This window comes from Psychrobium sp. 1_MG-2023, assembly GCF_030689115.1.
GTDB lineage: Bacteria > Pseudomonadota > Gammaproteobacteria > Enterobacterales > Psychrobiaceae > Psychrobium.
This window is the reverse complement of sequence record NZ_JAUYVJ010000006.1, coordinates 114,301-138,904: the sequence shown is the minus strand read 5'-3', so window position 1 is coordinate 138,904 and position 24,604 is coordinate 114,301. Positions and strand designations below refer to the sequence as shown.

Annotated in this window: 20 protein-coding genes; 16 read left to right on the top strand and 4 right to left on the bottom strand. The window is 40.0% G+C overall.

Going from position 1 to position 24,604, the window contains the following annotated elements; translation table 11 throughout:
* Nucleotides 1-2: 2 nt before the first annotated feature.
* From mioC to Q8W26_RS04925, 10 genes are all read left to right on the top strand, one after another.
* Entirely contained in the window at nucleotides 3-452 is a 450-nt protein-coding gene (mioC, locus tag Q8W26_RS04970; protein ID WP_101215268.1) for an FMN-binding protein MioC, read from the top strand.
* 574 nt (nucleotides 453-1,026) lie between these two features.
* Nucleotides 1,027-2,913 carry a tRNA uridine-5-carboxymethylaminomethyl(34) synthesis enzyme MnmG gene (mnmG, locus tag Q8W26_RS04965; RefSeq protein ID WP_101215267.1) on the top strand — a complete coding sequence of 629 codons (1,887 nt, stop codon included), beginning with the start codon at nucleotides 1,027-1,029 and terminating at the stop codon, nucleotides 2,911-2,913.
* A gap of 370 nt (nucleotides 2,914-3,283) precedes the next feature.
* Nucleotides 3,284-3,448 (top strand): hypothetical protein, encoded by a 165-nt coding sequence (locus Q8W26_RS04960; protein ID WP_305472518.1) that lies wholly within the window; start codon nucleotides 3,284-3,286, stop codon nucleotides 3,446-3,448.
* A gap of 143 nt (nucleotides 3,449-3,591) precedes the next feature.
* On the top strand, nucleotides 3,592-4,311 hold the full coding sequence (locus tag Q8W26_RS04955) for a YIP1 family protein (protein ID WP_101215266.1): 720 nt from the start codon (nucleotides 3,592-3,594) through the stop codon (nucleotides 4,309-4,311).
* Between the two features lie 70 nt (nucleotides 4,312-4,381).
* On the top strand, nucleotides 4,382-5,524 hold the full coding sequence (locus tag Q8W26_RS04950) for an efflux RND transporter periplasmic adaptor subunit (RefSeq protein ID WP_101215265.1): 1,143 nt from the start codon (nucleotides 4,382-4,384) through the stop codon (nucleotides 5,522-5,524).
* A gap of 5 nt (nucleotides 5,525-5,529) precedes the next feature.
* The gene (locus Q8W26_RS04945; RefSeq protein ID WP_101215281.1) at nucleotides 5,530-6,237 is read left to right on the top strand and encodes an ABC transporter ATP-binding protein; all 708 of its coding nucleotides are present in this window, start codon (nucleotides 5,530-5,532) and stop codon (nucleotides 6,235-6,237) included.
* Nucleotides 6,230-7,468, top strand: coding sequence for an ABC transporter permease (locus tag Q8W26_RS04940; RefSeq protein WP_101215264.1), 1,239 nt, complete (start codon nucleotides 6,230-6,232; stop codon nucleotides 7,466-7,468). The genes Q8W26_RS04945 and Q8W26_RS04940 overlap by 8 nt, the downstream gene beginning before the upstream one ends.
* Before the next feature lie 332 nt (nucleotides 7,469-7,800).
* The gene (locus Q8W26_RS04935) at nucleotides 7,801-8,595 is read left to right on the top strand and encodes a sensor histidine kinase (RefSeq protein WP_305472515.1); all 795 of its coding nucleotides are present in this window, start codon (nucleotides 7,801-7,803) and stop codon (nucleotides 8,593-8,595) included.
* A complete protein-coding gene (locus Q8W26_RS04930) occupies nucleotides 8,573-9,313 on the top strand; it encodes a LytTR family DNA-binding domain-containing protein (protein ID WP_101215262.1) in 741 nt (246 codons plus the stop codon). Before Q8W26_RS04935 ends, Q8W26_RS04930 begins: the two co-directional genes overlap by 23 nt.
* A 241-nt stretch (nucleotides 9,314-9,554) precedes the next feature.
* The gene (locus Q8W26_RS04925) at nucleotides 9,555-11,513 is read left to right on the top strand and encodes a methyl-accepting chemotaxis protein (protein ID WP_305472511.1); all 1,959 of its coding nucleotides are present in this window, start codon (nucleotides 9,555-9,557) and stop codon (nucleotides 11,511-11,513) included.
* A 52-nt stretch (nucleotides 11,514-11,565) separates the two neighbouring features.
* On the opposite strand, the gene Q8W26_RS04920 is transcribed toward Q8W26_RS04925, so the two are convergent.
* The 3 genes from Q8W26_RS04920 to Q8W26_RS04910 all read right to left on the bottom strand — a co-directional run bounded on the left by Q8W26_RS04920 (nucleotide 11,566) and on the right by Q8W26_RS04910 (nucleotide 16,878).
* Nucleotides 11,566-13,890 carry a YgiQ family radical SAM protein gene (locus Q8W26_RS04920; protein WP_101213521.1) on the bottom strand — a complete coding sequence of 775 codons (2,325 nt, stop codon included), beginning with the start codon at nucleotides 13,888-13,890 and terminating at the stop codon, nucleotides 11,566-11,568.
* Between the two features lie 583 nt (nucleotides 13,891-14,473).
* Nucleotides 14,474-16,267 (bottom strand): DUF885 family protein, encoded by a 1,794-nt coding sequence (locus tag Q8W26_RS04915; RefSeq protein WP_101213522.1) that lies wholly within the window; start codon nucleotides 16,265-16,267, stop codon nucleotides 14,474-14,476.
* A 17-nt stretch (nucleotides 16,268-16,284) separates the two neighbouring features.
* A complete protein-coding gene (locus Q8W26_RS04910) occupies nucleotides 16,285-16,878 on the bottom strand; it encodes a TetR/AcrR family transcriptional regulator (RefSeq protein WP_101213523.1) in 594 nt (197 codons plus the stop codon).
* A gap of 214 nt (nucleotides 16,879-17,092) precedes the next feature.
* Between Q8W26_RS04910 and hemN the strand changes: the two genes are divergently transcribed.
* The 6 genes from hemN (at nucleotide 17,093) to ccoG (ending at nucleotide 23,533) form a co-directional block, all read left to right on the top strand.
* A complete protein-coding gene (gene hemN, locus Q8W26_RS04905; protein ID WP_305472507.1) occupies nucleotides 17,093-18,475 on the top strand; it encodes an oxygen-independent coproporphyrinogen III oxidase in 1,383 nt (460 codons plus the stop codon).
* A 229-nt stretch (nucleotides 18,476-18,704) separates the two neighbouring features.
* On the top strand, nucleotides 18,705-19,334 hold the full coding sequence (locus Q8W26_RS04900; protein WP_101213525.1) for a hypothetical protein: 630 nt from the start codon (nucleotides 18,705-18,707) through the stop codon (nucleotides 19,332-19,334).
* Nucleotides 19,335-19,428: 94 nt separating this feature from the next.
* On the top strand, nucleotides 19,429-20,871 hold the full coding sequence (locus Q8W26_RS04895) for a sigma-54-dependent Fis family transcriptional regulator (RefSeq protein WP_101213526.1): 1,443 nt from the start codon (nucleotides 19,429-19,431) through the stop codon (nucleotides 20,869-20,871).
* A 94-nt stretch (nucleotides 20,872-20,965) separates the two neighbouring features.
* Nucleotides 20,966-21,163, top strand: coding sequence for a YwbE family protein (locus Q8W26_RS04890; RefSeq protein ID WP_101213527.1), 198 nt, complete (start codon nucleotides 20,966-20,968; stop codon nucleotides 21,161-21,163).
* A complete protein-coding gene (locus Q8W26_RS04885) occupies nucleotides 21,160-21,975 on the top strand; it encodes a DHHA1 domain-containing protein (protein WP_101213528.1) in 816 nt (271 codons plus the stop codon). Before Q8W26_RS04890 ends, Q8W26_RS04885 begins: the two co-directional genes overlap by 4 nt.
* Before the next feature lie 172 nt (nucleotides 21,976-22,147).
* On the top strand, nucleotides 22,148-23,533 hold the full coding sequence (gene ccoG / locus Q8W26_RS04880) for a cytochrome c oxidase accessory protein CcoG (RefSeq protein WP_305472503.1): 1,386 nt from the start codon (nucleotides 22,148-22,150) through the stop codon (nucleotides 23,531-23,533).
* A 52-nt stretch (nucleotides 23,534-23,585) separates the two neighbouring features.
* On the opposite strand, the gene add is transcribed toward ccoG, so the two are convergent.
* Nucleotides 23,586-24,587 (bottom strand): adenosine deaminase, encoded by a 1,002-nt coding sequence (add, locus tag Q8W26_RS04875; RefSeq protein ID WP_305472501.1) that lies wholly within the window; start codon nucleotides 24,585-24,587, stop codon nucleotides 23,586-23,588.
* Nucleotides 24,588-24,604: the final 17 nt, after the last annotated feature.

The following is a 24,604-nucleotide window of genomic DNA, read 5'->3' as shown; positions in this document are numbered from 1 at the left end:
AAATGAGTAACATATCAATTTTAATCGGAACAATGCTCGGTGCTAGTGAATATGTCGCCGATCACTTAACATCTATATTGGAGTCTGAGCATCAGGTCACCAACTACTTAACCCCAGACTTAAATGAGCTTGATCTCAACCAGCCACAGCTCTGGATTGTCTGTACATCAACCCATGGTGCTGGAGACTTCCCTGATAGTATCGCTCCTTTTGTTGAACAATTAACACAGCAAAAACCAGATTTATCGAATATAAAATTTGCGGTATGTGCACTTGGTGACAGTAGCTACGATACTTTTTGCCAAGCAGGTAAAGACATAGATAACTTATTGAGTGAGTTAAACGCACAACGTGAAACAAACATAAATCTTATTGATGTTAGCCTTGGAGAACTACCAGAAGACAGTGCAGAGCAATGGTTATTAGCCTGGAAAGATCAATTAATAGATTAAAGCTTATCGATCACACCAGCGACACCGATCGAGATCCAGATCACCTCTAGCGATCTCAACATAAAAATGCACTCGATCACTCTCTAAATTAAAGTAGATCCAGACCACAGATCTTACGATCTGCTTTAATAGATCGTGCCATATACACCTGCCATTATAGCTAATCGATCACCTTTTATTGGCGCTGGATCAGTTAAAACTTATCCAATATAACAATATTTAACCAATTAAACATGTGGATAACGTACGTATATCAGGCCTTAAAAAAAAACTTATTACTGAATAACTATCCAAGATAAAACCGCTGTGGATAACTAGCTTATTTATACACAAGCTACTCCCAAGTAGGATCAGGATCATATAACAGATTGTGATCAACAATTAGATCTTGATCATCATGATCTTAGATCAGTTACTAACAGATCATGCCGATCATTAATAATAAGAGATAATAAAGATCTTTAAATAATCTTATATATATTATGTGAAATGATCAGTGAAATTGATCGTTTTAGATCCGATAAAAAATTGATAGAATATCCGCCCTTTTAAAAGATAGTAATTCTGGTGAGTAATGTTATTTAGTAAACAATTTGATGTCATTGTTATCGGTGGTGGTCATGCTGGTACCGAAGCAGCATTAGCTGCTGCCCGAATGGGTCAACAAACCCTATTGCTTACTCAAAATATCGATACTTTGGGTCAGATGTCTTGTAATCCAGCCATCGGTGGTATTGGTAAAGGTCATTTGGTAAAAGAAATCGATGCATTGGGCGGTTATATGGCTCAAGCAACAGATTTATCAGGTATCCAGTTTCGTACCTTAAATTCAAGTAAGGGCCCTGCGGTTCGAGCAACACGAGCTCAAACCGATCGTGCACTCTACAAAGCCGCTGTACGAAGCAAGTTAGAAAATCAGCCGAACTTAACTATTTTTCAACAATCTTGTGATGATCTCATTGTTGAAAATGATCAGGTCACAGGCGTAGTTACCCAAATGGGGATTAAGTTCAGTGCCAAAGCCGTAGTGTTAACCGTAGGCACATTCTTAGGTGGTTGTATCCATATAGGTCTGCAGAATCATTCAGGCGGAAGAGCTGGTGACCCTGCTTCAATTCGTTTAGCGGATCGTTTAAGGGAATTGCCGCTGCGTGTTGATCGTTTAAAAACAGGCACTCCACCACGAATTGATGCTCGGACCATTGACTTCTCTCAACTAGAAGCTCAACCAGGAGATACACCTTTACCAGTATTTTCATTTATTGGTCAACAAAGTGATCACCCTGAACAGATCCCATGTTATATCACTCATACTAATGAAAATACTCACGACATTATTCGTAATGGTTTAGATCGTAGCCCAATGTTTACTGGTGTTATTGAAGGCGTTGGTCCACGTTACTGCCCTTCTATTGAAGATAAAGTGACCCGCTTTGCTGATAAAAACTCACATCAAATTTTTGTAGAGCCAGAAGGTTTAACGACTAATGAAATTTACCCAAATGGTATTTCAACCAGTTTACCATTTGATGTACAAGTTAAACTTGTTCATTCAATGAAAGGGTTTGAAAATGCATTTATTACTCGTCCTGGCTATGCCATCGAATATGATTATTTCGATCCTCGAGATTTAAAACCAAGCTTAGAAAATAAATTCATAAATGGCTTATTCTTTGCTGGTCAAATCAATGGTACCACAGGCTATGAAGAAGCTGGTGCGCAAGGCTTAATTGCTGGTTTAAACGCTGCTAGACAAGCACAAGAGCTTGATCCGTGGTCACCACAGCGCAATCAAGCGTATATGGGTGTTTTAATTGATGATTTATCAACGTTAGGTACCAAAGAGCCATACCGTATGTTTACAAGTCGTGCTGAATACCGTTTATTATTACGTGAAGATAATGCAGATATTCGCCTAACAGAAATGGGTCGTAAAATGGGCTTAGTTGATGATCATCGTTGGCAGTTATTTAATCAAAAAGTTGAGAGCGTCGAGCAAGAAAAGCAGCGTTTATCATCAACTTGGATTCAGGCTAAAAGTGATCAAGCTGAGCAACTAAATGCGACATTAAAAACGCCAATGAGCCGAGAAGCGAGCTTGGAAGAGTTGTTACGCAGGCCTGAATTAGATTATAAGACATTAATGACAATTGATGGCTGTGGACCTGGTCTAGAGAAAGAAGATGCGGCTTATCAGGTACAAACTCAAGTTAAATACGCAGGTTACATTGCTCGTCAAATGGATGAGGTTGAAAAACAACAACGTAATGAGAATACATTATTACCAGTTGATTTAGACTATAGCCAAGTTTCTGGTTTATCAAATGAAGTGGTCGCTAAGCTGACTGAGGCTCGTCCAGCGACCTTGGGTATGGCTAGCCGTATTTCTGGTATTACTCCAGCAGCGGTTTCGCTATTGCTGGTATATATGAAAAAGAAAGGCATTTTAAAGAAAGCGTAACCCCTGAGCACTATCAATACATTACTTTATTACAGCCCACTTAGATTGTTAAGTGGGCTGTTTATTTTGTACTGCATTTAATCACCATTCATCCCTTAAATAAACCGCTTGTCATTTTTTTCCCCATCATTCAGCTCTTCTTTTTTATGATGTAACCATCAGCAACCTAATTATTAATGCTATGGAAGAATACGTTGTTTTTATGGAGTTTATTGCTTATTTAAAAAGTGGGATTTTAATAATCACAACTTTTGAATTCTCTGTATTGATATTAAGTTCAATACTCTTTTTCATTTTATATTTTTGCTTGGGTGTAATAACTTCGCTCTCTAAACGACTAATAAAGTTAGGACATCGCAAGGAGGGTGAAATGAGCCAAGATACATCTACATGGAACACAAATATAAAACTAGCGACAACGACATGGTGGCACGGAAAAACAATCGAAGAAAAGACTGATTTAGAGTCTTCCTTCGTTATCGTTATTAATAGCATCGGCATGGCTGTCCCCATGCTTTTATTCACATTGGTATAAATATTTACCTAGTTCGTATTATCGAAAACGCAGCACTGGCAAGACGTAAAGAATAAGACTTAATGAGTTTATGTGTCTTATTCCGCTTAATAAACCTTACATAGTCACTTAAGGTGACATAAATACTATAAAAGGACTTCTTTATGAATACCCTAACGACTAACCCTACAACACCTATGACTTTACTTGATGTATTTGTCGCACCTAAAACGGTTTTTGAACAATTGCAATCAGCAAAAAAATGGAGCTGGCTTGCTTTAGTGTTGTTAATTAGTGTGACATCTGCGAGCTTGTTAGCTTTTTTCAGTAACATGACTCCTGAATGGATTGTCGAACAACAGTTAATGCAAATGGGGGATGTGAGTGCTTCTGAGCGTGCAGCAGCAACAGAAGCTTTGGAGTTAACAGCGGAATACACAGGAGTTATTGGGGCTGTTTTTACTGTGATTGCACAGGTAATCATGATTTCGATTTTAGCCGGTTTTTACTTAGCCATCGGTAAGTTTGCTGCCAAACAATCCCCACAGTATAGCTACGGTGACTGGTTTAGTTTTGCTATTTGGACTCAAATGCCAGCATTAATAAATATGATCGGGTTTACTATTTTATTTACAACCGCTGCTGTATCAGACTTACCGTTAACATTAACGAACTATGCATCATTAAATCAGTTGGTATTAAATCTAGCCCCAACAGAAGCTCTATATACATGGGCTGAATCGATTAATATTTTCTCTGTTTGGTCAATCATCATTGCAATGATTGGTTTACAACATTGCTGCAAAATGACTACGGTTAAGGCTTTTACCTTCGCTACATTACCTTATATTACCGTTTTTGGTAGCTGGTTCATTTTAGCGTAATTGAAAAGGCTAGCAGACTTATTTTTGCTAGCCTTTTTATAATTAACTCTAGCTTATTTGAGTAAATCTTATGAAAAAAGTTATCATTTTTGCATTGATTATTGTCGGTGTTGTAGCACTTGTTAGTTGGAATAAGAGTAAAAGCACGCAGAATAAAGTTGTCGTCAATAGCGAGCAAGTTAGTGAACAAGTGCTCGCCGATAGTATTTTGGCATCAGGAAATTTAGTCTTTAATACTCAGATTCAAATTCGCTCTGAAGTGACCGGAATCGTGACCCAAGTGTTGGTCGAAGAGGGGGAGTATGTAAAGCAGGGGCAAATATTAATGCAACTAGACCAAACGGCATTTGCTGCTGATGTTGCGAATAATCAAGCAGCGGTCAATGCACAAAAAATTCAGATTGAGTTTGTGACTGAGCAATATCAAGAAAAGTTACGTCAGTTTGAATTGAAAGAAACATTGTTTCAACAGAAGCTATTGGGTCTCGATGAATTTGAACGTTTTCAGAGCCAATTAACCATTGCTCAAATAAATGTCAAAGCTGCAAACGAACGTTTAAATCAACATTTAGCTTCGTTAGCATTTGCTAAAGATCGATTAAATAAGACTACGTTTAGAGCATCTATGCCCGGTTTAATTGCTGCTGTTGATGTTAAACCAGGTGAAACAGTTATTGCGGGAACGACAAATATTGTTGGCTCAGCCCTGATGACTTTAGCTGATCCTGAGACTATTTTAGCCGAGCTTCGTGTAGATGAAGCTGATATTGCTACGGTTAAACCCGGAATGGCTGTAGAGGTGTTTTCAGCTGCAAATCCTAAGCAAGCACTAACTGGAGAGGTCACAAGTATAGGGACTTCTGCACGTTCTTCAAGGCAAGGGTTAGGGTTGTATTTTCGGGTCAAAGTATTGTTAAGCAGCACAGAAAAGCTCTTTCCCGGCATGAGCTGTCGTGCTGAAATAATAACAACAAAAACAGGGAATGCATTGAGTGTTCCTATCTCTGCGATTCAACAAGATCAAGGGGAAAGCTATGTTTGGCGCATTGAGAACGAGAAAGCGGTTAAACAAGTTGTAACAGTGGGACTTGCAACAGATACAAGACAGCAAGTTTTTTCTGGTTTAAATAAAGAGCATGTCGTGATTACCGGGCCAAGCAGAGTTGTTAATCAGCTAAAAGAGGGCAGTCAAGTGTCCCAAAAGGAGAGCTAATCATGATGACTCCGGTAATTCAGCTTAACCAAATTACGAAAAGTTACCCTATGGCAGAGCAAGATTATTTAGCGTTATCGAAGGTAGATTTAGCCATCGAGAAAAATGATTACGTGGCGATTACCGGACCGTCAGGATCTGGTAAGTCAACTTTGATGAATATTTTGGGCTGTTTAGATCAACCAACATCGGGCGAATATTGGTTAGAGCAACAAAATGTTGCTGAACAAAATGAGGCAACACTTGCAGAAATAAGAAATAAAGGTGTGGGCTTCATTTTTCAAAGCTTTAATTTATTACCGCGGGTTAGTGTATTACATAACGTGATGCAGCCATTGGTTTTTCGTTTTATGCCAAGTGCTCAGCGTAAGCAAAAGGCATTTGAAGCGCTTGAACGAGTTGGCTTAGCTGACAAGGTTAATAGCTTTCCAAATCAGCTCTCAGGTGGTCAGCGACAACGAGTTGCTATTGCTCGGGCGCTCGTGACTAACCCTGCAATAATATTAGGGGATGAGCCGACCGGCAATCTCGATAGTAAAACGACAAAGGACATTATGGCGTTATTTGATGAGCTACATCAACAGGGACATACTATCGTTTTAGTTACTCATGAAGCGGAGATCGCCGCACATTGTCATCGCGTCATTCGACTCGTGGATGGCGAAATAGAGTCTGATATTACTAATGAACAGAGGCGTGCATGTTATGCTTAATACCCTATATTCACTGCTTGAAAGTACTAAAGCAGCCATGCAAGCTGTTGCTGCTCACGGGATGCGTAGTGCGTTAACAACCTTAGGTATTATTATTGGTGTTGCAGCGGTGATTACCGTTGTTGCGGTGATGGAAAGTTTGAGTAGTAACATTACCGAACAGCTTGATGATTTAGGTAGTGATATGGTGACCTTAAGAGCATTTACTAATGCGGAACAGGAGATGTTGGGTTTTAGTAATAAAATAAGTTATGAAGACTTCCTGTTGCTCAAAGGTAAAGTGAATAATGTCAGTGATATGACTGCGACAATGCGCGCATTTAGTTTAGGTTCAAGCGTGCAATTTGGTCGTAATACCACCCAAACTCAAATTATCGGTACAGATAGTAGTTACCAACGAGTGATTCATGTTTATCCTGAGTTGGGCCGGTTTTTATCTGAAAGTGATGATTTAAAACGCCGCCGTGTTGCATTTATCGGTAGTTCGGTGATGAAGAAGCTCAAGATGCCGGATAATCCCGTTGGCGAGTTTATTAATCTAAGTGGTGACTGGTTTCGAGTTATCGGGGTCGCAGAGACTCGAGGCAGTTTATTTGGGTTCGACCAAGACAACTATATTATAGCTCCATTTAGTACGATCAAATCACTTAACGGTAGTCAAGTGACTGATAATATTGATATTATGTTTAGGCCTGAGCAAGGGGCATCATTAAGCGATATTAAAGAGCAAATGAGCCGTTTATTACGGCAAAAACATAAATTAAGTGGTGATGACCCTGATCATTTTGAATTTGTAACCGCTGAAAAAACCAAGCAACAATTTGAGAGCATTACCACATCAGTGACATTAGTGGCTTCTGGGGTCGTGGGGATAAGTCTCTTAGTAGGCGGTATTGGGATTATGAATATTATGTTAGTGTCTGTGACAGAGCGAACGAAAGAGATTGGTATTGCAAAAGCGCTCGGGGCGACGCCGCAATTTATTTTATTTCAATTTTTAATTGAAGCTCTTATTCTATCCTTATTGGGTGGTATTATCGGTCTATTGTTGGGCTATGGTCTAGCCGCATTAGTTGCGATGATGATGCCTGGTTCTGCAGGTGTTATGGTTCCGATGTGGGCCATAGGGCTGTCTTTTGGGTTTACCACCGCTATTGGTGTTATCTTTGGCCTCGCACCAGCAGTTAAGGCCGCACAATTAAATCCCGTTGATGCATTAAGGTATGAATAATAAACATAATGAATAATCTCACTCGCCACATTATAAATACGAGTCTTTCGACTAAGAAGAGTTATAGGATAGTTACGCTGATCACCGCAATTTTATTCTTTGCGTTTCACTTCTCAGTGTTTTCAGTATTTGTTTCTGACTCCGTTAGCATTAAGCATGTAACGTTTAGAGTGTTAGCTGAGGTATTTCTCTTTGTTGTTGTTTGTCACTTTTTTATTCGTACATACCTAAAAATAAAAGTTATTCATTATACTCTATCGTGGGGAGTAATTTGGCCTTTATTAACATATTTGGCTTTAGTTTCAGCTGTTTATTTAGGGTTGTCTGTATTGTTGAGCAAAGTTGAAGTTTTTAAATTTTCAGATGTTAGTGAGATGCAATTTATTAATGATGATGGGGCCTTAGATTTTAAGTTATCTCAATTTGATGCTTACATCATCGCCTTTTTTAATTGTTACTCGATCTTGTTTGTATGGTCGGTAGTGTATCTATTTTGGCTACAACATCTATCTCGAGTTAAGATGAAAAAGCAGATGCATCAGGCTCAAATTCAGCAATTAACCAATCAACTAAATCCTCACTTCTTATTTAATGCATTTAACAGTATCCGTGCGCTTATATATGAAGATCAAGATAAAGCTGCCGATACGGTAACTCAGCTTTCTGAGTTATTTCGTACTCACTTGCAGGCTCACCTAAAGGCGCAGTCAACATTAGCTGACGAGTGGCAAGTAGCAACTCGCTATTTAGCTATTGAGTCTATTCGTTTAGAAGAGCGGCTAAGGTTATCAGTTGAGCTAGATGATGAATTATTACAACAAAACATGCCAACGCTAACATTATTAACGTTAGTTGAAAATGCGATTAAGCATGGTGTTTCTCCAAATAGTGAAGGGGGAACAATTAGTGTTGTTGCTGCAAAAGAGTCGTCATCTAAATGGCGCTTAAGTGTGATTAATAGTGTGAAAGCTCAATCACAAGCTGATGGTACACAAACAGGGATTGTGAATATAAAAAAACGTCTGACCTTGATGTTTGGCAGTGCCTTTACTTGGCAGCAAACACAGCAAGATAATCAATTTATTGTAGAAATGGAGTTACCACTTGATAAAAGTTCTAATCGTTGATGACGAGCGTCTTGCGCGAGTTGAGTTAAAAAGATTATTAAGTACGTGTGAAGGTGTGGAGGTCATTGCTGAAGCTAAAAATGGTCAACAAGCGATCGATTTATTACAACAACATAGTATTGATTTAGTATTTCTAGACATTCAAATGCCTGAGATGACCGGCCTTGAGCTAGCTCAGTATATTGATTCTAATATTCAATTTATATTTTGCACGGCGTTTAATCAACATGCAGTAGATGCATTTGAGTTGAATGCCGCTGACTATATCGTGAAACCGATCAATCGTGAGCGATTACAACAAAGTTTAACCCGCGTTCAACAAACTGCACTTATCGCTACGACTGTTGAACAGCCTGAAAAGGAGTTGATTAGTTATTTACCCGACAACCATGGCTTACTATTAAAATTTGGCGATAGTAGTAAAATTATCCGTTTGCAGGAAGTTGAACGTTTCGAGTCAGTGGGAAACCACGTCGCTGTATTTACTGAGCAGGGGAAATCCTATATTCACTCTTCATTAACGAAGGTCGAAAAAAGGCTAGATCCCGCATTGTTTTTTAAAGCCAGTCGAGGCGAAGTTATTCGGATTGATAGTATTGCTAAAATAGAAGATGGGCTGGCTACAGGTAGTTTATTAGCAATAATGACCTCTGGTCATCAAGTGGATGTCAGCCGACGTCAAGCTCAGGCATTGAAACAGCTTTTTAATGTGTGGTAAAACTCTCGCCCCTATAAATTAAAGTCAATTTCTTGATTAATTAAGTCTTATGTTCATACTTAAGTATGAATTGTCTTTATAGGTGTGTTTTCTTGACCTATGATACTGTTATATTCAACTTTTCTAAATCAAATAGATCTGGGTTATTTGATGTAGATTGTTCGTACAGGGATGTTCTTAGTCAAAGTTAAACAAACGCTTACTGTTTGTTTTCTTAGTGTCGTAATTAAGGTCAAACTCCATGAATATTGAAAACCTATCTGTATCTAAAAAGTTGGCAATCGTACCTGCTGTGATGATTGTTATCTTGATTGCAATTTCTGTTACTAGTTCGAATTTATTATCAAGCCTGGCAAACGATATGAGAACCATTTCATTTGATTTGGCTCCTGATACAGAGCTTGCTGCCGACATCACTGACAGCGTCTATAGTCTGCGCTTAACAGTAAAGAATTATATAAAAACGGGCAAAGAGTCTTTCGTTGATGAGTTTTCTAATAAAGCCAAATTTTGGGATGAAGGTATGAAAAAAACGTTTCAGGAAATTCAAAATCCTGAACGCGTTAAAATTCTCAAATTTGTTGAAGAGAGAAAGTCTACATACACCTCTATATTTACTAATGTCGTGGTAAAAAATCAGCGTTTAAGAAATGAACTGGTCAATGGAATCTTAAATAAGTCAGGACCACAGATCGAGCGTAAGCTAACGCAAGTAATGGATACTGCAGAGAAGGATGGTGACGTTACAGCTGCTTACCATGCGGGTAAGGCTATTCGTGCACTATTGTTAGGACGGCTGTATGTTAGTAAATTCCTTGTAGAGAACCAGCCTGAGCAAGTAACACGATTTAATAAAGAACTCGATGCGTCCTTATACGAAATCGATTATCTTATGGATAACTTAGAAAACCCAACACGACGCCAATTGACAACCGATGCTAAAGCATTAATCACAGATTATATTAGCGCTGCAAACAAAACTAGTGAACTCATCTATTCTCGTAATAAGGGAATTAAAGAGCTTGATACCATCGGACCTATTGTTGCTGAAAATATTGCAAAACTAAGAGAGTCCATTTCTGGTTCAATGAAAGAAGCAGCAAATACCGCTAATAGCAATACTGAGACTGCATCGAACATGTTATTTATCTTTGCTGCTATTGCTGTCATTGTTGGTGTAATCGTATCATTCTTTATTACACGTGCTATCACCTCGAAGTTATTTGAAACCAACGCTGTGTTATCTGATATTGCGCAGGGTGAAGGTGACTTAACGATTAGAATCCCATCATCTGGAACGGATGAATTGGCTCAACTTGCTGACAATTACAATATTTTTGCAGAAAAGATGCAGCAAACTGTGTTGAAAGTTAATTCTGCAATTAGTAGTTTATTAAGCTCCTCGGCATCTTTAATTGATAAAGCAAATAGCGCACAGAACGAAGTTAGAGAACAGCAAACTCAAGCGCAACAAGCAGCGTCTTGTATGACTGAAATGTCTGCAAGTGCTCAAGAGGTCAGCTCTAGCGCAACTCAAGCGGCAGAGTTATCAGTATCAACTGCTGAAGCGGCTTCTCAAGGTAGTAATGTGGTGGTTGCTGCAGCAAGTTCAATGCAAGATCTATCGAACCAAATTACTGAGGCGAGTACAATTGTTGATGCGGTCTGTGCTGATAGTGAAAAAATAGGTACTGTGCTTGATGTTATACGTAGTATTGCCGAGCAAACAAACTTACTTGCCTTAAATGCTGCGATTGAAGCCGCACGAGCTGGTGAGCAAGGTCGTGGTTTTGCTGTTGTGGCCGATGAGGTCCGCTCACTCGCATCGCGTACTCAGGAATCAACGGAAGAGATACAAAATATTATTGTTAGCTTGCAACAACGCTCAGAGCAAGCGAGTCAAGAAATGACGAAGAGTAAGTCAAATGCAGAACAGACTGCTGAGCAAGTGCAGTCAGCTGAACAAGCATTGATATCGATAGATCGCTTCATTGTGGAAATTAATGATGCAATTGGTTTAATTTCTAATGCAGCGAATGAACAAGCTATCGCATCAAATGAAGTCAGCTCAAATGTGAACTCTATGTCTGAAATTTCAGATCGTACATTAGAGCAGTCACTAGAAACAACTAACTCGGCAGAAGAGCTTAACCATTTAGGAAATGATGTTAATAAGCTACTGAGTCAGTTTAAAGTTTAAAAAGCAACGTTATGATATTAAAAAAGCAACCTTATAAGGTTGCTTTTTTTTGTTAGGCTCGGTCTGGCCTTGCTCCTAGTGCTGGTTTCCCAGTGGTATTAGGGCGTTTTCGAGTTTTGTTCGGTGTTGCTTTTTTCACTTTAGGTTTGGCTTTCGTTGTTAATGTGGGCTCGGTTCCCTTTGGCTTTTTAGCTTTATTTTTACTAAACGTCGGCTTATCTTTTCTGATGTCCGGTTGTTTAGGGTGCTTCGTCGCAAAACGTTTATTACCATGTCGACTCGACTCACGACTACGTTTAGTCGCAGCGACTCTTTCCTCTTCAAATTCACTTGGCACAAGACAGTGGCTCTTTGTACCGATTAAATACTTCATGCCCATGCGGGTTAACGCCTGTCGGATTAGTGGCCAGTTTGCTGGATCATGGTAGCGTAAGAGGGCTTTATGTAGGCGGCGTTGACGTTCACCTTTTGCTACAAATAGCTCTTCGCCTTTCTTCTTGTATTTAACGCGCTTTAACGGGTTGGTTTCAGAATGATACATGGCTGTGGCATTACACATTGGTGATGGATAAAAGTTTTGTACTTGGTCACACTCAAAGTCATTACTTTTTAGCCATAAAGCCAAGTTCAACATATCTTCATCGGTACTACCTGGGTGAGCTGAAATGAAGTAAGGGATCATGTACTGTTTTTTCCCTGCCTGCTCACTAAACTCATAGAACATGTCTTTGAATTTATCGTAGGCACCCATTCCTGGCTTCATCATCAAGTCTAGTGTCTTTTTTTCTGTATGCTCAGGCGCTATTTTCAAATAACCCCCAACATGGTGTGACACTAATTCTTTGACATATTCCGGTGACTCAACGGCTAAGTCATAACGTACACCAGAAGCGATTAATATTTTCTTTATCCCTTTAACTTTGCGCGCTTCACGGTATAAATCGATCGTGTGTTTATGATCGGTGTCGAGTTTGCTACAGATTTTAGGGAATACACAAGAGGGGTGTCGGCAGTTAATTTCTGCTTTGGGATCAGAACAACCCAAACGATACATGTTCGCTGTTGGGCCTCCGAGATCTGAAATAGTACCTGTGAAGCCTGGTACTTTATCGCGGATTTGCTCTAGCTCGTTAAGAATTGACTCTTTCGAGCGGTTTTGAATGATGCGCCCTTCATGTTCGGTGATTGAACAGAAAGAACAACCCCCAAAACAGCCACGCATAATATTAACTGATGTTTTGATCATATCGTAAGCCGGTATTTTGGCTTTGCCATATGATGGATGTGGTACGCGGGCATAATCTAAACCAAAGACAAAATCCATTTCTTCGGTAGTCAATGGGATCGGTGGCGTATTCACCCATAACTCTCTATCACCGTGTTTCTGAATTAACGCGCGTGCGGAATAAGGGTTGGTTTCTAGGTGCATAACACGGGCGGCATGAGCATACAGTACACGATCGCCTTTTAACTTTTCAAATGACGGCAAGCGCACTGCGGTTGTTTTACTGTCATGGCGAGAAGGGCGTACCGTAACCACTTGTGCCTGTGCTGCCGCTTTTTCAGTCGCTTTATCGGTGTCGTTCTTACAATCGGTATCGGTCTCATAAGGGTTAGGCATTTTAGGTACCATCGCCTTATTTGGTTTTTCGATGCGGCTTGAGTCGATTTCTTTATAACCCGGCGGTAACTCTTTAATAATGACTGCTGTTCCAGCAATGTCGGTTATTGTTTCGATAGGTTCTTCATTAGCGACTCGGTAAGCGAACTCAACCAGAGCTCGCTCAGCATTACCAAAGAGTAAGATATCGGCTTTAGCGTCAATAAGTACAGAGCGACGAACTTTATCAGACCAGTAATCATAATGAGCAAGGCGACGCAGACTGGCTTCAATACCACCAAGGATAATAGGCGTATCTTTGTATGCTTCACGACAACGTTGTGAGTAGACTAATACCGCACGGTCAGGGCGTTTACCGCCTTCATTATTTGGTGTGTATGCATCATCGTGACGCAATTTTCGATCGGCGGTATAACGATTAATCATCGAGTCCATGTTGCCAGCGGTGACACCAAAAAACAGGTTGGGTTTTCCAAGCTCCATAAAGGCATCTTTATTATCCCATTTGGGTTGGGAAATAATACCAACACGGTAGCCTTGGGCCTCTAGTACACGACCGATAACTGCCATGCCAAAACTCGGATGATCGACGTAAGCATCACCAGAAACAATGATAATATCGCAGCTATCCCAGCCTAATGCGTCCATTTCCTTACGGGTTGTGGGTAAAAAAGGCGCTGTACCAAAGCATTCTGCCCAGTAAATAGGGTATTGATTGATTGGTTTCGCTGTAGGTTTTGAGACAGTTTTTGACATGAGCCAGACTTCGTTGTTGCGGGGTGCAAATTATAGCCAAGAGCCGTAGTGATAGCCAGTTAATGCGCTTTGTAACGCTACTTTTGTGAGCGAACACAGTGAGTTTTATTTGGTAAGCTGAATGTTTTCTTTGCTGATTTAATGTTTAAATTAAATAGAATAGCCTGCTTGTGTATGAAACAGTAAGAGTGAGTGCTCACTGTTGGTTCTTTTTAGTGTTATGTCATCGAAAATAAAAAGTATCAGTATGACTAATAAAGTTTATCAGCATTTACTGAGATAAAGATAAATGCTGATTGAAACGCTCTCAGGTTAAAACAATGAAGGAACAAAGACCACCATTAAGGTGATAACAGGCGTGACGACAGCCATGATTGGCACTAAATTGAGCTCTTGTTTGTCAAAGACTTCTTGCTTGTTATTCATTGCATAATACCTGTGATTATTAATGTTGTTATTATGAATGAGTGAGCTGAGGGGATTGTTGATTTATATCAAGTCTAATTCAACGATAGATTAGACGATCGGATTAAACCACCAGCAATGATAATTATTCAATATTACTGGTGGCTTAGCATCGTTATTAAGTTTGATTGTCTGCGAGTGTTTGTTCAATGTAATGTTGTATTTGTTGCTCTAATGCTTGCAATGGAATTGAACCTTCTGCAAGTACGCGCTTATGAAACTCTTTGACATTAAACTTATCCCCCAAAGCTTGCTCTGCTTGGCGACGAAGACGCTTAATAGTTAACTCACCCATTTTGTAACTAAGCGCTTGCCCTGGCCATGAGATGTAACGATCTGTTTCTGTTTTCACGTTATGTAATGATAGCGCTGTATTTTGTGCCATATAGTCAAGCACTTGTTGGCGACTCCACCCTTTGGCATGAACTCCGGTATCAACCACAAGGCGACAGGCACGCCACATTTCATAAGTCAAACGACCAAATTGTTCGTAAGGCGTACTGTAATAATCGGTCTCAACACCGAGCCATTCGGCGTATAACCCCCAGCCCTCACCAAACGCTGAGATATAAGAACGGCGGCGAAATTCTGGTAAGTGAGTAAGCTCGCGATTGAGTGATATTTGCAGATGATGTCCTGGCACTGCTTCATGGAGTGTTAATGCAGGTAGCACATATAACGGGCGCTTATCGAGTGCGTAGGTGTTAACCCAGTAATAACCAGCTTCATTGTCATTACTAGCACCTTTATAACGTCCTGTGGTGTATTTAGGTGCAATTGCTGCTGGCACTGCTTCTACACCATACGGTGTCGTAGGTAGTTGGCTAAATAACTTGGGTAAGATGGCATCAGCTTTTTTAGATAACCAAGCTGCTTTTTCTAATAACTGTTGCGGGGTTGTCGCATAAAATTGTGGGTCCGTACGTAGGAAGTGTAAAAAATCACTAAAGCTACCGTCAAAATTTAATGAGGTAATGATTTGATTCATTTCTGCTTTAATTCTAGCTACTTCTTTTAAGCCAAGCTGGTGGACTTGCTCAGCATTTAAATCAAGCGTGGTGTAATATTTAACACGATTATCATAAAAAGCTGCACCATTAGGCAGTTCCGATGCGCCAAAACTGGTGCGAGCTTGCGGGATATATTCTGTGGTCATAAAGTCATAGAACTGCTGATAACTGGCGATAACCTGATCTTTTATGATTTCTTTCGCTTGTTGCTTGAGCTTTAGTTGTTGTGCTTTATCAATCGTGGCAGGGAGTTCTTTGAATGGTTGGTAGAACTCACTTTGCTCAATATCATCAGTGATATAGACTTCGATGCTTTGTTCAAAGCCTTTTAATACTGCTTGAGGCTGTGTCATACCTGAAGCGATCCCTTGGCGCATCCAAAATAGCTGCTGATCAAAGTATTGCGGCACTTGTTGCATTAACGCTAAATAATCTTGATAGTCTTGCGAAGATTGAAAGGCATAACGATAACGGATATTGGCTAAGCCAACATGGAAGCCATACTCAGACGTTAGCGGCATATAATGCTGTTTAAAACGATAATTGTCGGCTAAGTCTTGAATTTGACGACGTAATATCTGCCAATTTAGTTGTTGCGTTGCATCGAGTTGGTTTAAGTTAATTTTATCTAGTTGATTTAAAAAAACTTGATGCTGTTGGTGTTTATTCGCTAATGCTTGCGGCGACAAATCTGATAATTTATTACTCTTTATTGCGTTATTATCTTCATCGAGGTTATTACGGTATTGCCAGCTTCGTTGTGCAATTTGATTAAATCGATCTAACTCGCTGAGCTGATTTTTGGTTAACTTAGCAACGGTTGACTCTGGTGAAGCATTGGTTAACTGACAACCGGTTAATAGACCTGTTAGCGCTATGGGAAGTATATACTTTGTGATCATATTCTTATTCTTATTATTTATTTACTGAAATAGCCTTTCCATAAACGTGCTAACGCAGCTTTCGCGTTCACTTCAAAGCTCGTGTCTGGTAAGCGTGTTTGTTGTTGCCATAGCCCGAGTAACTGAGCATGGCTGTCATTGAGTAAGCTTAAACTTTGTTGATTATTGAGTACCGGAAACTGTTGTACGATTAACTGTGCTAATTCGTCAAATGCTTGATTATACCAATCATAATATTGCTGTTTGAACTCTTTATCACTTGCCGGCTCCAAGGTTGAAGATGATAAGCTCGCGAGGTAGAAAAATACATCACTTTTTACTGGGTAGCTGACAAAACAAGTTAATATTTCGGCTAGACTATGACTTTGGCTAATCGTTTGATTCAACTGATCAAACCATATTTGATAATGTTGTTTTAGCAAGGATAAGTAAATAGTCTCTTTACTTGAAAAGTACAGGTAGACAGTCCCTTTCGCTTGTTCGCTGGTTTTTGCAATGGTGGCAACTGTCGTTAATTGATGTTGTTGCTTAAATAGCTGCTCGGCGGCATCAATGATCAATTGATGTTTAAGCTGCTTATCTTCCTTGGTTTTGGCTCTAGCTGATGTCATGAGTTAACCTTATCTTTACCATTACAAATACGGCATATTTTTGTTTATTCTATTGTAAGCGATTGAAACTTTCCTAGGCATAAATAGTGCTATGAATACCATAGCGGGTCAACTAATGATCGTTCAATTGCGATCGATCAATGTTTAACGTTATTGTTTGTAGAATAATGACGGCCAAATTGAAAATGCATTTAAAGATATGTTAGGTGACACAGTGACAAGACAAGCTCAAGCAAAGATTCAGTGGGATCAAGCTTTAATCGAGAAGTATAATTATAGTGGGCCGCGCTATACCTCTTACCCAACAGCGTTGGAGTTCGATGAGTCTTTTGGTGAGTCTGACTTGGTTAATGCGGTTGCTGATAGTGACAGCGACCGTTTATCGCTATATATCCATATCCCATTTTGTCATATGCTCTGTTATTACTGTGGTTGTAATAAGATTATTACTCGACATTCGCATAAAGCTGATCAATACCTTGAATATCTAGCGGCTGAAATTAAGCAACGAGCGGGATTGTTTAAGCATCAAACGGTCACCCAAATGCATTGGGGTGGTGGAACACCGACATTCTTAACTAAACAACAAATTTCTCAACTCGTTGCGTTATTAAAAGAACAATTTAACTTTGCTGAAGAAGGGGAGTTCTCGATTGAGATTGACCCGCGCGAGATAGAGCTTGATACGCTAGATCATCTACGTGCAGAAGGTTTTAATCGGATTAGCCTTGGGGTACAGGACTTTAATAAAGAGGTTCAAAAAGCGGTAAACCGAGAACAGTCTGAAGAGTTTATCTTTGCAATGATCGAACGTGCTCGTGAACTAGGTTTTGTTTCAACCAGTATTGACCTTATCTATGGCCTACCTCATCAAACGACAGAGTCGTTCGCTCATACGATTGAGCGCGTAATTGAATTATCACCGGACCGACTATCAGTATTTAATTATGCGCATTTACCTAATGTGTTTGCTGCGCAGCGTAAGTTAAAAGAACAGGACATGCCGGCACCGCGTGAAAAATTACAAATTTTAGAAAATACGATTAATCAACTCGTTGATGCGGGCTATCAATATATCGGGATGGATCATTTCGCTAAACCTGACGATGAACTAGCTCAGCTGCAAAATAACGGTAAGTTACATCGCAACTTCCAAGGCTATACCACGCAAGAAGAGTGTGATCTATTGGGGTTAGGCGTTTCATCCATTAGTCAGATCGGCCACTGTTATGCGCAAAACCAAAAAGATATAAAACAATATTACGCAGCGATTGACGCTGAGACGAGTCCGTTGTGGAAAGGGGTTAATCTAAACGAAGATGACTTTATTCGTCGTAAAGTCATTAAACAACTAATTTGCCATTTTGAGCTTGATTTTAGTGCAATTGAAGCACAATGGGATCTTAACTTTGAACAGTACTTCGAAGAGGATCTTAAGTTACTTCAAGTGTTTATTGATGATGAGTTGGTTAAATATGATGACCGTTCATTGTCGGTCACCCCAAAAGGTGAGCTATTGATTCGTAATATCTGTATGTGTTTTGATATTTATTTGCGCGATCGCGCGCGTCAGCAACAATTCTCTCGAGTGATTTAATTAATATTGGATTTATTTGACATTAAGCCGCTGTATATCAGCGGCTTTTTTGTTTTTATGGTGGGTGGTGATACTATCGAACTTATTAAAGCTCAATTGATACCCATTTTATTAATTGTAGTGACCAATTTTGTAACGAAGATAAATAATACAGTTATCACCTGTTTATACCGTTAAAAATGTTCTGGTTAAAAATGCAATTGGTTATGACTGTAAAGGATGACTCACTATGGAATTTTTAATGATTATCGTCATGCTTATCGCCTTATTTACCCTTGGCGGTTGGTGGTTGGTCGCTGTAAGACGATCCCATTTTTTAGTAAGCTTTGAGTTTCCAAGCTCGATCAAGAAAAAAATAGCCACACAGTACCCCCACTTAAGTAATGATGATATTGAATTAGTGTTAGAGACATTACGTTGCTATTTTCAATTAGTGGCGAAAGCTAAATACAAAGCGTTAGCGATGCCATCCCAAGTCGTTGATGTTGCGTGGCATGAGTTTATTTTATTCACTAAAAGCTATCAGCTATTTTGTAAAAAAGGCTTTGGACGCTTTATACATCATACCCCTACTGAAGCAATGTCATCACCAACCGTTGCACAGGAAAGTATTAAGCGGGTATGGCGTTTGGCCTGTATACAAGAAAATATCAACCCGAAGTCCCCAGAACGTTTACCTGCGTTATTCGCTATTGATCAGCAATTAAAAATAAAAGATGGCTTCTTTTATCAGAAAGATTGTAAATCTAATCAACGTGACAATTACTGTGCGACCCATATTGGCTGCGCGTCAGGCTGTAGTGGTTCATCTGCTGACAATGAGAGTAGCTGTAGTGGCGGATGTGGCGGTGGTGATTAGTTTGTTTGGTCTAAGTAATAACTTGTTGTTGAGACAGCATTAAAAAGACGTCACAATACAAGCCTCGATATTTCGTGGTTGGATAAGTACCCTAATGAGTGATGATAATATAAAGCAATACCTAGCAGACTCAGAACTATTACTTAATGCGGTAGGCGAAGGCGTTTATGGCTTCGATCGCCAAGGACATGCTGTTTTTATTAATCCGGCAGCAGAACAAATGACGGGCTGGTCAGCACAAGAGTTGTTAGGAAAAAGCATCCATGAATATCACCATCACAGCCATGCTGATGGTTCTTGTTATCCTGCTCATGAATGTAAAATTTATGGCACGGTGCAAGATGGTATTAGTCGTAAAGTGTCGGGGGAAGTGTTCTGGCGTAAAGATGGTTCAAGTTTTCCGGTCGAATATACCACGACCCCCGTGTATAAAAACAATCAGCTCATTGGTGCTGTGGCTGTATTTAGGGATGTTAGTGAACAACACGCAGCCGACCTCGCATTGCGTCAGGCCTTATCTGAAGTTAAAAAGTTAACTCAGCAATTACAAACAGAAAATACTTATCTAATTAACGAATTACAACAACAATGGTCCGGTAAAGGACTGGTGGGAACTAGTGTTCAATTTGAACAAATGTTGATGCAACTTGAGCTGGTGGCTAAAACACAAAGTACGGTACTAATACTGGGTGAAAATGGTACGGGTAAAGAGTTGGTTGCACGTAATATCCACCGTTTAAGTTCGCGCGCAAATAGCCCGTTGATTAAAGTTAATTGTGCCGCTTTTACCGATAATCTATTAGAGTCGGAGTTATTTGGCCACGAACGAGGCGCTTTTACTGGTGCTGTAGAGGCTCGTAAAGGGCGATTTGAAATTGCTGATAACGGTACTATTTTTCTTGATGAAATCGGTGAGTTATCGTTAGGGGCGCAAAGTAAGTTATTGCAAGTCTTACAGGAGCAGGAGTTTGAACGAGTCGGTGGAAATAAAACCATTAAAGTTGATATTCGTGTGATTGCAGCGACTAATCGTGATCTCGCTAAAATGGTTGATGAAGGGACTTTCAGGATGGATTTGTTTTATCGGCTAAATGTCTTTCCAATTAACCTGCCACCATTACGCGATCGCATTGAAGACTTAGAGCCTCTTTGTCAGGTCATTATCAGTAAGTTAAATGCTAAGTTAGGTAAGAAAATCACCGCAATTAGTAATAAGAGTTTACGTTTATTAAAACAGTATCACTGGCCGGGCAATATTCGCGAGTTGCAAAACATCTTAGAGCATGAAGCTATTTTAGCCACCAGCGACATATTAACGGTCCAGCATAACTTTCTAGAACACAGTGGCGTTAAAGGAGCCAGGAAGTATCAAGCTAATATGAGTTTAGCTGAAGCTGAAAAGCATCATATTACAGCCACGCTAGACGCTCACCAGTGGTTAATTGGTGGTGATAAAGGAGCGGCTAAGGCCTTAGGCGTTCCAGAAAGTACATTACGTTCGAGGATGAAAAAACTAGATATTGTTAGGCCCCAATAGCTAGCGAGCTCTGGTTAGAGAAATGTACCGATGATATATTTTTACGCTGCTTTTGGTTATGATGATTAACCAATGAACAAGAAATGAGATAATTATGAGTGGCCAACACCGTAGTGATATTCAAACGGGTTTACTCGTGAATATCGTATTAAAACAAGACCAACGTAGTGGCAAATTAACTCAGGGTCATGTTAAAGATTTACTAACGAATTCTTCGTTCCACCCACATGGTATAAAAGTGCGTTTAACCTGTGGGGCTGTCGGACGCGTTAAGGAGGTACTAGCCTCGTGAGTCATTTTTGTATTTATCATAAAAACTGCAGTGATGGCTTTGGTTCTGCACTTGCCGTGCATGTCTATTGTCAGCAGCAACAGCTTCAATGTGATTACTTACCAGCGCAATACGGTGATGATGTCCCAGATGTGACAGGGAAAGATGTGCTTATTGTGGATTTCTCTTATGATCGAGAGACTTTAATCAAAATGAAGCAACAGGCTAATTCATTACTGGTTATCGATCACCACAAGAGTGCCATGGAGGCATTAAGTGGCCTCGATTACTGTATCTTTGATATGGACTATTCTGGAGCCGTATTAACGTGGCGTACGTTGCTTCCTCAGCAGCCAGTTCCTTTATTACTTAACTATATTCAAGATCGAGACTTATGGCGCTGGCAACTTGATGAAACCAAGGCCGTATCAGCAGCTTTATTGACTATTAAGCAACAGTTCGAACTGTGGCAGCCCTACCTTGAAGACGCGCTAGTCGTTGAGTTAATAAATAAGGGAAATGCTATTGTCGAGTATCAACAGCAGCAGTTGGCTAAATTGCCAAGTGGCGAAAACATCCCTCTGGCTGAGATTGCTGGTTATACTGTTCCATGTGTTAACTCAACGCACTTAGTCAGTGAAATGGGCGATATCCTTGCCCAAGGACACCCTTTTGCAGCGTTATATTTTGATAAGTTTGATAAGCGCATCTTTTCGTTACGTTCGGCCAAAGATGGTATTGATGTTGCTAAAATTGCACAAAAATATGGTGGAGGAGGGCACTTTCATGCTGCGGGCTTTGCTATTGCTAAAGAGCCTATCAAAATAGATTAATCGTTAGTTCTTTTTCTGTGGCCGCGATATATCGTGCTTCTGCGTGATATATCGTGGTTTTTTGATGTTTATATCTATTGGTTTTTAATTAAGTTATTGTTTTTTATATGTATGTACTTTTGGTATAGAGGTTGCTATAGCTAAGTTATCTTAACTAGTAGAAGTACCTTTTATGTCCGTTATCATTGACCCAAAAGATTTAATAATAGCCCCTGATAGTAATCAATCCTCCGCCATTTATGTGCGTGAGCAACAAGGAAAGTATCAACGAATTCGTCGTAATATCGCTATTGTGCTTATGACGCTGTTTGCAATATTGCCTTGGCTGACGGTTGGTGGCGAACAAGCAATATTGATCGATCTGACAGCCTTACAGCTTCATGTGTTTGGTGCGACGTTATTCCCACAAGATTTTCCAATTGTTGCTGGCTTCTTTATGGTAGCTGCGTTTGCCTTATTCTTTGTTACCACTTGGCTCGGGCGTGTATGGTGTGGCTTTTTGTGTCCACAAACTCATTGGTTGTTTATTTTTGTCTGGTTAGAAGAAAAAATAGAAGGGTCGCGTAATCAGCGAATCAAGTTAGATAAGCAAGCGATGTCTTTGGCTAAAACAACCAAGAAAACATTGAAGCACCTAAGCTGGGGAATTGTGTCATTTCTAACAGCAACAACATTTCTGACTTACTTTGTACCACCGATAACTTTATACAGTGATTTAGTGAGTTGGCAATGGAGTGGTTTAATTACCTTCTGGGTCGCTTTTTTTGCTGTATGTACATACGGTAATGCAGGTTGGCTTAGGGAAAAGATGTGTTTACACATGTGTCCTTACGCTCGGTTCCAATCAGTGATGTTTGATCATGACACTTACGTTGTTGCCTATGATACGCAGCGAGGAGAGTCTCGCGGCCCACGCAAGCGTAAACAAGACCCTAAAGAACTAGGGTTAGGTGATTGTATTGATTGTAATTTATGTGTTGAAGTTTGCCCTGTCGGCATAGATATCAGACATGGTTTGCAATATGAGTGTATCAGTTGTGGGGCTTGTGCTGATGCTTGTGATCAAACGATGTCTCGATTTAATTACCCAGAAAAGCTTATTAGCTTTACGAGTGAAGCTCAATTAGCTGGTGGTATTACTCATTTGTTTAGAGCAAAAATTATCGGTTATGCAATTGCATGTGTATTAATTGTTGTTGCAATGGGCGTTTATTGGGGCGCTCGTGTACCTGCAGAATTATCGGTATTACGTGATAGAAATGTACTTTATCGAGTGAATAATGATGATTTAATTGAAAATAGTTTTCAGCTTAAAATTTTGAATAAATTGCCTTATGCTACCTCTTTTCAAGTTAGTGCCGCTGGTATTGATGGCATACACGTGAGCATTACTGAGCCGGTCATGGTTCAATCCGGTGAATTAACGTCACAAGCACTGACGTTAACGGCGGACCCAGAGGACATTAAGCTGAAAGTGACACCAATTACTTTAACAATCACTTCAGAAGGTCAAGAGCCAGTCACCATTACTCAAGAGTCTCGCTTCTTTAGTGAGTAGGTTTGATAAATAATAAGGTTAGCAGTGTGTCTGCTAACCTTAAGTCTGATGATTAGCGACTTTTACACTTTTCGATAAGCTGCTGTTTTTCGCTAGCAGATAGGTAAGATTGTGTTAATCCATTATGTTGAAGCTGAGTGAGATGCGCTTGAGTTAAGCCAATAGCTTGCGCTGCTGTCGTATATTCATGTGCTATTTCAATATCACTAACACCGGGATCGTCTGTATTTAAAGAGACGAGTAAACCATGCTCCAAAAACGGTTTAATTGGATGATTTTGGTAATTAGCAACTGTGCTCGTTTGAATATTACTCGTTGGGCACGACTCAATACCTATTTGATGTTTTGCTAGGTAGTCCATTAATTTAGGGTCTTCAATCGCTTTAACCCCATGACCGATACGGTCAGCACCTAGCTTTTCTATCGCATACCAAATAGCTTCACTACCTGCTGCTTCTCCGGCATGTACGGTGATGTTTAAACCGCTATCACGAGCTTGTTTAAACTGATCTAGATAAAGGTGACTCGGGAAACCCAACTCGTCTCCGGCAAGGTCAATGGCTACAAGCTTATTTTTTTGACTTAGTAGTGCATCTAACTCGACCTGACAAGCGTCAACACCAAAGGTTCTCGATAGGATACCGATGAGGTTAACTTTAACATCATACTTAGCTTGACCCTGTCTAACGCCATCAATAACGGCTTCGACGATACCTTGTGCTGGAAGCTTATGACTCATGGCCATATAGCCTGGACTGAAGCGTAATTCTGTGTAATCAAGGCCCGCATTGAATGCGTCTTCAACATTTTCAAAGGCAATTCGTTTTGCCGCCTCTAAATCCCCGATAACACCCACCATCCAATCAAGTTTGGCCAAAAAGGCAACCAGTGATGGTTCTTTTTCTACCACTTGAACATGAGGTTTGAGGGTTGCTAGATCGTAGGCGGGTAAATTAATATTAAATTGTTGGCCTAAATCAATAATGGTTTGCAGCCGAATATTACCATCGAGGTGACGGTGAACATCGGTGAGGGGAAGGTTTTTATTTATCATTGTTAGCGCCATCCAAT